The 12,287-nt window shown below is 62.8% G+C and carries 11 protein-coding genes; 7 read left to right on the top strand and 4 right to left on the bottom strand.

Features of this window, described 5'->3' with window-relative positions; genetic code table 11:
* A partial coding sequence (locus ACVOLZ_RS21320) for a hypothetical protein (protein ID WP_481517875.1) occupies positions 1-311 on the bottom strand: 311 nt, incomplete at its 3' end.
* Positions 312-563: 252 nt separating this feature from the next.
* Between ACVOLZ_RS21320 and ACVOLZ_RS21315 the strand changes: the two genes are divergently transcribed.
* The 6 genes from ACVOLZ_RS21315 (at position 564) to ACVOLZ_RS21290 (ending at position 7,489) form a co-directional block, all read left to right on the top strand.
* The gene (locus ACVOLZ_RS21315) at positions 564-992 is read left to right on the top strand and encodes a MarR family winged helix-turn-helix transcriptional regulator (RefSeq protein ID WP_481517874.1); all 429 of its coding nucleotides are present in this window, start codon (positions 564-566) and stop codon (positions 990-992) included.
* Positions 989-2,200 (top strand): MFS transporter, encoded by a 1,212-nt coding sequence (locus tag ACVOLZ_RS21310; RefSeq protein ID WP_481517873.1) that lies wholly within the window; start codon positions 989-991, stop codon positions 2,198-2,200. Before ACVOLZ_RS21315 ends, ACVOLZ_RS21310 begins: the two co-directional genes overlap by 4 nt.
* A gap of 76 nt (positions 2,201-2,276) precedes the next feature.
* Positions 2,277-2,846, top strand: a complete 570-nt coding sequence (locus tag ACVOLZ_RS21305) for a TetR/AcrR family transcriptional regulator (RefSeq protein ID WP_481517872.1) — start codon at positions 2,277-2,279, stop codon at positions 2,844-2,846.
* Complete coding sequence (locus ACVOLZ_RS21300) at positions 2,843-4,507, top strand: MFS transporter (RefSeq protein ID WP_481517871.1); 1,665 nt, start codon at positions 2,843-2,845, stop codon at positions 4,505-4,507. Before ACVOLZ_RS21305 ends, ACVOLZ_RS21300 begins: the two co-directional genes overlap by 4 nt.
* On the top strand, positions 4,504-5,598 hold the full coding sequence (locus ACVOLZ_RS21295; protein WP_481517870.1) for an HlyD family secretion protein: 1,095 nt from the start codon (positions 4,504-4,506) through the stop codon (positions 5,596-5,598). Before ACVOLZ_RS21300 ends, ACVOLZ_RS21295 begins: the two co-directional genes overlap by 4 nt.
* Before the next feature lie 196 nt (positions 5,599-5,794).
* A complete protein-coding gene (locus ACVOLZ_RS21290) occupies positions 5,795-7,489 on the top strand; it encodes an amidohydrolase (RefSeq protein WP_481517876.1) in 1,695 nt (564 codons plus the stop codon).
* Between the two features lie 184 nt (positions 7,490-7,673).
* On the opposite strand, the gene ACVOLZ_RS21285 is transcribed toward ACVOLZ_RS21290, so the two are convergent.
* The 3 genes from ACVOLZ_RS21285 to ACVOLZ_RS21275 form a co-directional block, all read right to left on the bottom strand.
* On the bottom strand, positions 7,674-8,159 hold the full coding sequence (locus ACVOLZ_RS21285; protein WP_481517869.1) for a transcriptional repressor: 486 nt from the start codon (positions 8,157-8,159) through the stop codon (positions 7,674-7,676).
* 13 nt (positions 8,160-8,172) lie between these two features.
* Entirely contained in the window at positions 8,173-9,573 is a 1,401-nt protein-coding gene (gltX, locus tag ACVOLZ_RS21280) for a glutamate--tRNA ligase (protein WP_481517868.1), read from the bottom strand.
* Positions 9,574-10,239: 666 nt separating this feature from the next.
* Positions 10,240-11,832, bottom strand: a complete 1,593-nt coding sequence (locus ACVOLZ_RS21275; protein ID WP_481517867.1) for a M20/M25/M40 family metallo-hydrolase — start codon at positions 11,830-11,832, stop codon at positions 10,240-10,242.
* Positions 11,833-12,074: 242 nt separating this feature from the next.
* Between ACVOLZ_RS21275 and ACVOLZ_RS21270 the strand changes: the two genes are divergently transcribed.
* The coding region (locus tag ACVOLZ_RS21270; RefSeq protein WP_481517866.1) for a hypothetical protein at positions 12,075-12,287 on the top strand (213 nt) is incomplete at its 3' end.

The following is a 12,287-nucleotide window of genomic DNA, read 5'->3' as shown; positions in this document are numbered from 1 at the left end:
GCTTTGAGCTGTTGCTTTGAGCTGTTGCTTTGAGCTGTTGCTTTGAGCTGTTGCTTTGAGCTGTTGCTTTGAGCTGTTGCTTTGAGCTGTTGCTTTGGCTTTGAGCTGTTGCTTTGGCTTTGAGCTGTTGCTTTGGCTTTGAGCTTTGGCTCCTGCTTTCCCCTCTCCCGCCTGCGGGAGAGGGGTAGGGGTGAGGGCAAGCTCTTGTTCTTACTTCTGCTTCTACCGCCCCTCACAGTCCGAGCACAGATGAAAACCACCGCAAGGTGGTTTTTCTTCGCGCCGAGCAATTTATGTGGGAACCATTTCAAAAACTGCCGAAGCCAAATCAAGAGCCCCCCATCCGCCCCCCGCCTTCGCGGGGGCAGGCTCTTCGGGCACCTTCCCCCGCAAGCGGGAGAAGGGAAGGAAAAAGCAAAGCAAAGCCGAGCCGAGCCGAGCCGAGCCGAAGCCGAAGCCAGAGCCACAGCCAAACCACAGCAAGAGCAAGACTGCGCAACCCACCCTCGCAATTACGTGCATATGCACATAAACTCCAACCCATCGCCCTGCCCCACAAGCCGATGGACACCTCCAGCCCCTGCACCTGCTTCCAGCTGCGCCGCGCCACACGCCGCGTGACCCAGCTTTATGACCGTCATCTGGCCGCCGCCGACCTGAGCCTCAACGCCTACTCCATCCTGCGCCGCTCCAGCCAGCCACGTCCGCTGGGTGAGCTCGCCGATGCATTGGGCATGGACCGCACCACCCTCACCCGCAACCTCAAACCGCTGCTCGACGCCGGCCTGCTCAGCTCCGCGCCCGGCGCAGATTCCCGCCAGCGCCAGCTGCACATCACCGCCGCCGGCAAGCGCCGCCTGCAGAAGGCCTTCCCACTCTGGCAACAAGCCCAGCAGGAGATAGAAGCACTGTTCGGCGGCAAACGCATCACGGATCTCAACCAACAGCTGGAAGCACTTACGCATTCACTGGAACAGGAGCAACCAGCATGAGCACCCAAGCCCCCACCCGCACACCGTGGCTGCTGTTGCTGGCCGCCTCCAGCATCTTGATGGTGACCATGGGCGTGCGCCAGACCAGCGGTCTGTTGATCGACCCCATCCATGTTTCGACCGGGCTCGGCATCGCCCAGATCAGTTTCTCGCTGGCGATCGGCCAATTCGTATGGGGTGCAGTGCAGCCATTCTTCGGTGCCATGGCCGACCAGCGTGGACCGCTGCCGGTACTGGTCGGCGGTGGTGTGCTGCTGGCGGTCGGCCTGCTCGCGGCAACCCTGCTGCCCGGCGCCTGGGGGCTGAACCTCAGCTTCGGCCTGCTGCTGGCCGCCGGCGCCGGTGCCGGCAGTTTCTCGGTGCTGATCGGCGCAACCGCCTGGCGTATTCCCGCGCAGAAGCGCTCGATGGCGGCCGGCATCATCAACGCCGGCGGCTCACTCGGCCAATTCCTGTTCGCGCCACTGGTGCAGCTGCTGCTCAGTGCTTTCGGCTGGATCAAGGCCTTGTATGCACTGGCCTTCATCGTGCTGCTGTCACTGCCTTTGGCGTGGCCACTACGTAAACGGGCCCCCCGCAGCGAAGCGGCCGACGATGGCGAAGCTCTGCGCCCGCAGTTGCAACGCGCCCTGCGTGACCGCAGCTACTGGTGTCTGCATCTTGGCTTCTTCACCTGCGGCGTGCACATCGCCTTCCTGGTCACCCATCTGCCCGGCGAGATCGCGCTTTGCGGGCTGTCGCCGAACGTGGCCTCGGTATCGATTGCCTTGATCGGCCTGTTCAATGTCGCCGGCAGCCTGATCATCGGCGCACTCGGCGAACGCTTCCGGATGAAATGGCTGCTGTTCTGGATGTACCTCAGCCGCGCCGTATTGATCGCGGTCTATCTGGCTTCGCCGCCGACACCGATGACCTTCTATGTGTTCGCCGCCGCACTGGGCTTCACCTGGCTGGCGACGGTGCCACCCACCGCAGGACTGGTCGGCAAGCTGTTCGGTCCGCGTCACATGGGCACCCTGTTTGGCCTGACCCTGTTCTCGCACCAGATCGGCGCGTTCTTCGGTGCCTGGCTGGGTGGCGTAGCACTGGAATACGGCGGCGACTACAGCTGGATGTGGTACGCGGACATGGCATTGGCCGCCGCTGCAGCGCTGATCAACCTGCCGATCCGCGAAGCACCACTGCGCCGCCAGCTCGCCGCGAGCTGAACGAAATGGGCCGCTGCAACGGCCCGTTTCACCGCACCCATTGAAACCGGACACTTTTGTCCGGATTATATGCGGCATGACTTCCATTCGCTCCGATGCCGCCGTGCGTCGTGCTTTGCTGTTGGATGCGGCCGACGCTGTGTTCGGCGAGCACGGCATCACCGCCCCACTCGACCTGGTGGTGGCACGCGCCGGCGTAGGCCGGGCAACGCTGTACCGCAACTTCCCCGACCGCACCGCGCTGATCGAGGCCCTGCTGCAGCGGACCGTGGAAAAGATCGAAGCGCATCTGGTGGAGCTGGGCGAGCGTGACGACGCCCTGTTCGAGCTGATCATCGGCATGGCCAAGCGCATCGTGTACTCGCCAGCGCTGGCCGACTACTGGCGCGCGGTGGACCAGGACGAACCCGCGATCAAGGCCGCACGCGAGCGCATTCTTGGCCTGTCCGAACCGGCCCTGCTGCGCGCCAAAGCCGCGGGGCTATGCCGGCCCGACCTGCAGCTGTCCGATATTTCTTTGATCTCCGGCATGCTCGGCGCAGCGTTGCGCGGGCGCACCGTCGAAGATCGCACCACCCTCGCACGGCGTGCGATTGAATTGCTGCGTCCCGGCCTGTCCGTGCAGGCTGCAACGGAACGCACATGAAGCCCCTCAAGCCCATTCCGGACTGGGAAGAGCACGAGAAGCCAAGCCTGCCAGGCTCGGCCTCGATGCCCTGGCATCCCCCGCACCGGCGGGCGGCCTACGCCGCCGTGGCGGTGCTGGTGGCGATCACCGGCGGGTTGGGCAATGCGTTGATCAGCGCCAACCTGCCTGTGATCACCGGCCAGATGGGGCTGCAGGCCAGCGAGGCCAATTGGTTGGTGGCCGCCTATCTGATGGTCAACGTCAGCGCCAACTTGCTGGTGTTCAAATTCCGCCAGGAATACGGCATCCGCTTGTTCGCCGAGATCGGCCTTGGCACCTACGCCGCGCTGGCGGTGCTGCATCTGTTTGTCGGCAACAACACGACCACCTTGCTGGTACGCGCAGGCAGCGGTTTTGCCGGCGCCGCCTGCACCACACTGGGCACGCTGTACATGCTGCAGGCCTTGCCGCGCAAATACGTGGGCAACCTGCTGGTCATCGGCGTTGGCCTGTCGCAGTTGGCGGTGCCTTTGGCGTGGCTGTTGTCGCCCAGCCTGCTCGACCATGGCGAATGGCAGAACCTGTATCTGTTTGAAGCCGGCTTGGCGCTGTGCTCGTTCGCCGCCGTGGTGGTGCTCAAGCTTCCACCCGGCATCCAGATCAAAGTCTTCGAACGCACCGACTTCCTCACTTTCGCCCTGCTCGCGCCGGGCTTGGCGTTGCTGGTGGTGGTGCTGAGCCAGGGTTATCTGCATTGGTGGTTTGATTCACCCTGGTTGGGTTGGGCACTGGCTGCCGCAGTCGTGCTGATCACCACCGGCCTGTGCATCGAGCACCAGCGCCGCAACCCGCTGCTGCAGGTTCGCTGGTTGATGGGACCGGTGATGCTTCGCTTCATCGTCGGCGCATTCCTGATCCGCTTCCTGACCAACGAGCAGTCCTACGGAATGATCTCGATGATGCGCGCACTTGGCATGGGGCCGGAGCAGATGGCGCCTTTGTTTGGGGTGATACTTGTCGGCGTGCTGGTCGGTATTGCTGCCGGCGCGCTGACCTTCGGGCCGAAGGCGCTGATTCCGCAGTTGCTGGTCTCGATCATCCTGCTCGGCAGTGCAGCCTTCCTCGACCAGCACCGCACCAGCATGGACCGGCCGATGGATTTCGCCCTCAGCCAGTTCCTGGCGGCGGTGGGCAGCGGCATGTTCATGGGCCCGCTGATGCTGATGGGCATACGCCAAGCGATGGCGCGCGGGCTGGACCACATCGTGTCCTTCATCGTGATCCTGTCGCTGACGCAGAGCTTCGGCAGTCTTGCCGGCTCGGCCTTCCTGAGCAGTTTCCAGCTGCACCGTGAGCACATCTATTCCACCGCGCTGGTCAGCCAGCTCAATCCCGCCGACCCGCAGGTAGCGCGACGCTTGCAACTGCAGCAACAAGCCTACGCTCGCGTCATCACCGATCCGGTACAACTCAAGGCGCAGGCCAGTGCAGCCTTGGCGGCAGCGGCCAGGCGCGAGGCCAATGTTCGCGCGTTCAATGATGTATTCGCCTTCAGTGGCTGGGTGGCGATCTGCTTCCTGAGCTGGCTGTTGCTGGAAGTGACACTGCGCAATCCACGCGTGAAACAGGTGATCCGGCGTGACCGCGCCGGGGCCCAGGACAACCGAGCAGAAACATGAGCAACAAGACCGAAAAGAAAGCCTCAGCACCGCCCGCCGAGGCCGTGTCCAAATACAACCGGCCCAGCCGCAGCGCGGTGGTGCTGATGATCATCGTCGCCCTGGTCGGACTGACCTTGATCCTGCGCGCCTGGCAGCTGTGGCCGTTCAACAGCACGCTTATGCACACCGATGACGCCTATGTGCGCGGTCAAGTCACGGTGCTGGCACCGCAGGTCAACGGCTATGTCACCGAAGTGCTGGTCAGCGACTTCGACCACGTAAAACAGGGCCAGCCGCTGCTACGCATTGATCAGCGCATCTATCAGCAGAAGGTGGATCAAGCATTGGCCTCTCTCGAAGATGCACGCGCGCAGCTGGCCAACTCCGACCAGAGCCAGGCGCAGAACCGCGCGCAGATCAGCTCGGCCCGCGCAAATCATTCAGCGCAGCAGGCCGAGCAGCAACGCAGTCGCACCGAGCTGCAACGTTATGAAGCCCTGGCCGCACAGCAACTCGTTTCCAACAGCGACCGTGACAAGCTGCGCGCCTCCACGCAGGCAGCAACTGCTAGCGTGGCGCAATCGCAGGCGGCCATCCATATCGCAGAGGAAACCCTCACCTCCACCGAGGTCGCACGCAAGGGTTTGGAAGCGAAGGTCGCCATGGCTGAAGCCGCCTTGGAACTGGCAAAAATCGACCTCGACAACACCGTGATCAAGGCCCCTCGTGACGGTCAGGTGTCGGAGGCGACCGTGCGGCTTGGGCAATACGTTACCGCCGGCAGCCAGTTGCTGTTCCTGGTGCCGGATACGTTGTGGGTAGTGGCCAACTACAAGGAAGGCCAGACCTGGAACATGGCCATCGGTCAGCCAGCAACCTTTAGTGTCGATGCCTTCCAAGGCAAGAAGCTGACCGGTCGCATCGAACAAATCGCCCCGGCCACCGGCTCCGAGTTCTCGGTACTCAAGCCCGACAACGCCAGCGGCAATTTCACCAAGGTGGTGCAACGTCTACCGATCCGCATCGCCATCGACCCCGACCAAGCGCTGGCCGCACGCCTGCGCCCCGGCATGTCGGTGGTGGTGGAAGTGGATACCGCCGCACGGTAGTGCCGAGCCATGCTCGGCAAGGGCATTTCCAACAATCTTGTGGGAGCGGCGTAAGCCGCGAAGCTGACATGAGTAGGAAGGCCGAAAAGCCAACCCCTCCCCAACCCTCCCCTGTTGCGCAAGCGAGACAGCAAAGCCTTAACCCTATTGCGCTAGGCTGTACCCCTGCTCACAGCCGGGAGAACCCTCGGTGAAAATGATTCTGGCGCTCTCCGTACTGGCCGCACTCACGGCCACCTCAGCCAACGCAGCCGACACGCTGTACTCCGGCGGCCCCATCGTCACCGTGGATGACCGCAACCCCGGTGCTGAGGCCATCGTCGTACGCGATGGCCGCATCGCCTTTGTCGGTACCCGCAAGGCAGCACGCCGCTTCAGTCCGCAGGCGCAGCAGATTGATCTGCAAGGCCACACCCTGACGCCGGGCTTCATCGATGCCCACGGCCACGTTTCCGGCGTTGGCCTGCAGGCACTGTCGGCCAATCTGCTGCCAGCGCCCGACGGCGAAGGCAACTCGATCCCCGCATTGCAGAAGATCATGCGCGAGTTCCGCGCGCACCCGACCACGCCCGAAGGCTACAAGGTCCTGATCGGCTTCGGCTACGACGATTCACAACTGGTCGAACAGCGGCATCCAACCCGGCAGGATCTGGATGCGATCGCCACCGATATACCGATCATCCTGATGCACCAGTCCGGCCATCTCGGCGCCTACAACAGCAAGGCGTTGGAAATGGCCGGCATCACCGCCGACACGCCCAATCCACCGGGTGGCGTGATCCGCCGCGAATCCGGCAGCAACGTGCCTGATGGCGTTCTGGAGGAAAGCGCGCACAACATCGCCCTGTCCAAGCTGATGCCGGCGATGACTGCCGAGCAATCCTTGGCCATGCTCGAAGCCGGCCAGGCGCTGTACATGAAATACGGCTACACCACTGCACAGGACGGCAAGTCCGACGCCGGCACCTTGCAGCTGCTGCCGATGGCGGCCAAGGCCGGCAAGCTCAAAATCGACGTGGTGTCCTATCCCGATATTGAAGTGGCCCTGCAGAACCCGGCCATGCAGGGCCCGTTCTATGGCCTGAACTACACCGACCACTTCCGCATCGGCGGTGTGAAAATCACCTTGGACGGCTCGCCACAGGGCAAGACCGCCTGGCTGACCAAGCCCTACTACAAGGTTCCCGAGGGCGAGAAACCGGACTATGCCGGTTATCCCGCCTTCCCCACCGCCAAGGCCGATGACCTCATCACCCAGGCCTGGGGCCATGGCTGGCAGGTGCTGGCACATGCCAATGGCGATGCCGCCATCGATCAGCTGATCCATGCCGTGTCCGCCGCTGAAGCCAAGTACCCGGACAAACATCTCGTCCCCGTACTGATCCACGGCCAGACCCTGCGCAAGGACCAGGTTGGCGAACTGCGCCGCCTCGGCATCTTCCCTTCGCTGTTCCCGATGCATACCTATTACTGGGGTGATTGGCACCGAGACTCGGTACTTGGCCCGGAGCGCGCCGAGAACATCTCGCCCACGCAATGGGTGCTGGATGCGGGAATGGTATTCACCTCGCACCACGATGCGCCGGTGGTATTCCCGGATTCGATGCGGGTGCTGGATGCGACGGTAAACCGTGTGACCCGTAGTGGTCGTGTGCTGGGGCCGGATCAGCGTGTATCACCGGCGATCGCGCTGAAGGCGATCACCTTGTGGGCAGCGCGGCAGTATGGCGAAGAGAGCAGCAAAGGCTCGATCGAAGTCGGCAAGCGCGCGGACCTGGTGCTGCTCTCGGACAACCCCTTGAGCATCGAACGCACCCAGCTGCACACCATCAAGGTGCTGCAGACCATCAAGGATGGTGAAGTGGTCTACGAGGCAAAGCCGAAACCGTAAGCACAGTGGGCTGTTGTAGGAGCGGCGTAAGCCGCGAAGCCACTGCAAAACCCGAAGCCGATGGCGCATTGACCGCACCGAAGTAACCGGGGCGGTCTAAGCCTAGGGGCTTCGCGGCTTACGCCGCTCCTACAAAGCTCCGCTCCCCTCACCCCCTTGTCCCGCAGGGAGAGGGGCTAAAGCCTCAGCCTGCGCAGTTCGCGCACAGGCCGTGCACTTCCAGCGTCTGCGCCTGCGGCTTGAAGCCCAGCTCCTTGGCGCGGGCTTCCAGCTGGCGGACGATGTCGCGGTCTTCCAGCTCCACTGCGCTATGGCAGCGGTCGCAGATCAGGAACGGCACCGAGTGCTGGTTGCTGCTCGGGTGGTGGCAGGCAACAAACGAGTTGACCGACGACAGCTTGTGCACGAAGCCATTGGCCATCAGGAAATCCAGCGCGCGATACACCGTGGGCGGGGCATCAGCGCCTACACCCTTGCCTTCACGCACCCATTCCAACAGCTCGTAGGCCTTGACTGGCTTGCCTGCCTCGGCGATCAGCCGCAGCACGTTGGCGCGGATCGGGGTCAGCCGCAATCCGCGCTCGCGGCACACCCGTTCGACCACCGCGACAAAGCCCGCCGCGTCTTCGACGTGGTGGTGCGGGGCGGTACAGGAGTGTGCTTCGGTCATGTCTACCTCAGGGTCAGGCCGTTGGGATCTTGATGAGTGCTGCGTCGATGCGTTTCAAGGCCTCGTCGCGACCCGCCAGATACACGGTATGGGAAATGTCAGGACTCACCTGCGTGCCAGTGATGGCCACGCGCAGCGGCTGGGCGACCTTGCCCATGCCGATTTCCAGCTGTGCGGCCACGTCATGCAACGCGACCGACACGCCTTCGGCGGTCCATTCAGCATTGGCCAGCAGCTCGCGGGCCTTGGCCAGCGGCAGGTCGGCACCAGGCTTGAAGTGCTTGGCAACCGCAGCTTCGTCGTATTCGTTCAGCGGGGTGTACCAGACCACGGCCTTCTCAGCCATTTCCTTCAGGGTCTGCACGCGCTCGCGCAGAGCGATGACCACGTCGACCGGGGCAGGCCCCTTGCTGACGTCCAGGCCCAGCTTTTCCAGCTGGTAAACCAGCTGCGGGGCAATGGATTCAGGGGTTTCGGTCTTCAGGAAGTGCTGGTTGACCCAGCCTAACTTGGCCATATCCAAGCGCGCGGCCTTGGAATTGCAGTTGGTGACGTCGAACAGCTCGATCAGCTCCTGACGGGTGAAGATCTCCTGGTCACCGTGCGACCAGCCCAGACGGGCCAGGTAGCTCAGCAGCGCCTCGGGCAGGTAGCCAGCGTCCTTGTACTGCATGACATCAGCCGCCCCGGTACGCTTGGACAGCTTGGCGCCCTGCTCGTCCAGGATCATCGGCATATGGCCGAACTTGGGCACCGGCGCGCCGATGGCCTCGTACAGGTTGATCTGGCGCGGGGTGTTGTTGATGTGGTCATCACCGCGGATGACCTCGTTGATGTTCATGTCCCAATCGTCGACCACCACCGCGAAGTTGTAGGTCGGGTAGCCATCCGGGCGGAAGATGACCATGTCATCCAGCTCGCTGTTGGCGATTTCGATATTGCCCTTGATCAGGTCATCGAACAGCACCGTGCCTTCAAGCGGGTTCTTGAAGCGGATGACGCGGTTCGGGTCGTCCTTGTACGGCAGGTTGAGCTCGCGGGCGGCACCGTTGTAGCGCGGCTTCTCCTGCTTGGCCATGGCGGCTTCGCGCATGGCGTCGAGCTCTTCCTTGGTCTCGTAGGCGTAGTAGGCCTTGCCCGAAGCAATCAGCTGCTCTGCCACTTCCTGGTAGCGGGCGACGCGCGCGGTCTGGTAGATCGGGCCTTCGTCATAGCCCAGGCCCAGCCAGTCCATCGCCTCGAGGATGGCATCGATGGCGGCCTGGGTGGAGCGCTCGCGGTCGGTATCTTCAATGCGCAGCACGAACTCACCGCCACGGTGACGCGCCTCCAGCCAGCAATACAGCGCGGTGCGGGCGCCACCAATATGCAGGTAGCCGGTGGGACTGGGGGCAAAGCGAGTACGGACGGTCATGACGGGCGCAGAAGTTGGAATCGGGGCATTTTACCTTTTCCCCCCTGCCGGTGCTTCGAACCCGCTCCAGCCCTTCGCGCGCGGACCGAAAGACGCATCAAGAGCCAGCGACCTGCAACTATAAGCCCCTCTCCCGTTCACGGGAGAGGGGTTGGGGTGAGGGCAGCTCTGGCTCTGGCTCTGGCTCTGGCTTCGGCTTCGGCTTCGGCTTCGGCCGTTGCCGTTGCCGTTGCTCCAGCCTTTGACCTACCGGGCCCCTTCCGCAGCGACGGAGCTGGCGGACAAGACCCCACACGGGGCGGCGCACAGGGATGTGCGTCGTTTTTCGACGAGACAGGGATGTCTCGTCGAAAAATCCTGCCGGCGGAGTGGACCCGCGCCGCGCAGCGGCGTGGGCGCGGAGGCAGGGTGTGCTTTCTTTTGGTTACTTCTTCTTTGCACAAGCAAAGAAAAGTGACTCGCTCCCCGCAGGGGAGTGAAAGCTCTTGCCTTGGCATTTCATCAAGAAGCGAAGCCAAAGCCAAAGCTCCCCCCATCCGCCCTTCGGGCACCTTCCCCCGCAGGCGGGAGAAGGCATGAATCAAGCATTTCCCTGTTCTGCCCCAAAAAGCAGAAGGGCCGCAATGCGGCCCTTCCAAAATCGCTACTACGCGCCAGCTGCCAGACTCACTTCTCCAACAACGGCTTGCGCGGGAACCGCTCCTCGCGCATCGCAGCGTTATAGACGAACGAAGCCACGATCGCCGCCGCCTGCTTCAGATCCTCCGCCTCGGCGTGATCCCAGGTATCCAGATGGCTGTGGTGCACATTGCTGAAGTAATCCAGACGGTCCTGGATGAACTGGAAGCCCGGCAGGCCAACCCGGTCATAACTGATGTGATCCGTGCTGCCGGTATTGCGCGTGGCCACCGTGGTCGCCCCCACATCATTGAACGGCTTCAACCATGCCTCGAAGATCGGCATCGCCGCCATGTTTTCCTGCGCATAGATGCCACGGAACCGACCCGAACCATTGTCCATGTTGAAGTAGACCTGGAACTTCTCGTAATCACGCAGCTTCTGCAACGGACCCGTCGGCTCACGCAATGACGCTGGCAGCGCCTTCTGCGTCGCATCGGCCGGCTCCGGATAACGCGCGAAATGCTGTGCCACATAGGCCTGCGAACCAACCAGACCCTGCTCCTCACCACTCCACAGACCCACGCGGATCGTGCGCTTTGGCTTGGCACCCACCGCCTTGAGGATGCGCATCGCCTCCATCATCACCGCCACGCCCGCAGCATTGTCAGCCGCGCCGGTACCGGTGTGCCAGGAATCCATGTGCGCACCCAGCATCACGATCTCGTCAGCCTTGCTGCTACCGCGGATCTCGGCCAACGTGTTGTGGCCCGGCTGATTGGTGTCGTCTGTGAAGCGCGCGTCCACGTTGACCCGCAGCTTCACCGTCTGCTTGTCCTTGAGCGCACGCACCAGCGGATTGAAGTGCTCGGCGATCATTGCCAGCTCCGGGATGCCCACCGATTCGCCGGCCTTGCGTGAACCACCACCGGCCACGCGGATGATGCCGTTGTCCCAGCCACTGATGCTGATCGACGCCAACGCACCTTCGTCGATGAAGAACGCATTGACCGCCTTGGTCAGCTCCTGCCGCTCGTTGAACTCCTTCAGCCGCTTCGCACGGTCCTCTTCCGCCGCCTTGGGAATGGTGAACGCCTGCAGGCCTTCCAGCGAGGTCGCGTCATGCCGATGCGAATCCGACTCGGTGCCACGCTTGTATTCGCGTGCATCACCCAGCAGCAGGATCTTGCCGCGCAGCTTGCCCTTGTACTTCTCGAGGTCGGCCAACTTCTTGATATCGACCTGGATCAGCTCACCTTCCACCGCACCATTGGTGCCCGGCGTCCACGCCTTGGGCAGGGCGTGCAGCGGCTGCACGCGCTGGCCCAGCATCTCGACGCTGGCCGAGGTGAATTCCCAGCCACGACCGAAGTCCTCAAAGGCCTCGTCATGCACATTGACCAAGCCCCACTCATTGAACTTGCCACGGCTCCAGACATTGGCCTGGGTCATGGCCGGCGAATTGCTCAGGCGCGGGCCGATGGTTTCGGTCAGATGGCTGAAGGTATCCATCACCTGCGAACGGTGGAACGCCTCCTGGCGGATCTTGCTGACCATGTCCAGATCCACCTGTTCGGCCGCCTGCGCCGTAGCGCTCACCGCCAAGCCCATGCACAACGCCAACAATCCCCGCTTGATCATGCTTTCCCCGGCCTCAGGCCCAATGACGACAAACCACCGAGTCTAGCCAGTGAACAGCAGCTGCCGAGTCGGCCAATGGTCATGGTTTACCTATAACAACGCGATTCATTCCACGCGAGTCACCAGCACATGCGCCAGCGCAGGCTACCGCTGACTTTGCCGATCAAGGGCATTGGCTTTCGGAACACATCCCGGCAGTTCTCAAGGGGTGCGCAACCCCGATCCATATCAGCCCACAGTCGATGCGCTTGTTGCCGTTGCCGTTGCCGTTGCCGCTGTTGCTGTTGCTGTTGCTGTTGCTGTTGCTGTTGCTGTTGCTGTTGCTGTTGCTTCCGCCGTTGACTTACCGGGCCCCTTCCGCAGCGACGGAGCTGGCAGACAAGACCCCGCACGGGGCGACGTGCAGGACGCACGTCGTTTTTCGACGATACATGGATGTATCGTCGAAAAATCCT

The sequence above is a fragment of the Stenotrophomonas sp. STEN020 genome, from assembly GCF_056760195.1.
The sequence above is the reverse complement of the archived record's forward strand: the minus strand, read 5'-3'. Positions and strand labels throughout refer to the sequence as shown.

Bases quoted from the DNA above. Each gene is read 5' to 3' on its own strand.
- ACVOLZ_RS21315 (WP_481517874.1), top strand. From the start codon at position 564: ATGGACACCTCCAGCCCCTGCACCTGCTTCCAGCTGCGCCGCGCCACA.
- ACVOLZ_RS21310 (WP_481517873.1), top strand. From the start codon at position 989: ATGAGCACCCAAGCCCCCACCCGCACACCGTGGCTGCTGTTGCTGGCC.
- ACVOLZ_RS21305 (WP_481517872.1), top strand. From the start codon at position 2,277: ATGACTTCCATTCGCTCCGATGCCGCCGTGCGTCGTGCTTTGCTGTTG.
- ACVOLZ_RS21300 (WP_481517871.1), top strand. From the start codon at position 2,843: ATGAAGCCCCTCAAGCCCATTCCGGACTGGGAAGAGCACGAGAAGCCA.
- ACVOLZ_RS21295 (WP_481517870.1), top strand. From the start codon at position 4,504: ATGAGCAACAAGACCGAAAAGAAAGCCTCAGCACCGCCCGCCGAGGCC.
- ACVOLZ_RS21290 (WP_481517876.1), top strand. From the start codon at position 5,795: ATGATTCTGGCGCTCTCCGTACTGGCCGCACTCACGGCCACCTCAGCC.
- ACVOLZ_RS21285 (WP_481517869.1), bottom strand. From the start codon at position 8,159: ATGACCGAAGCACACTCCTGTACCGCCCCGCACCACCACGTCGAAGAC.
- gltX (WP_481517868.1), bottom strand. From the start codon at position 9,573: ATGACCGTCCGTACTCGCTTTGCCCCCAGTCCCACCGGCTACCTGCAT.
- ACVOLZ_RS21275 (WP_481517867.1), bottom strand. From the start codon at position 11,832: ATGATCAAGCGGGGATTGTTGGCGTTGTGCATGGGCTTGGCGGTGAGC.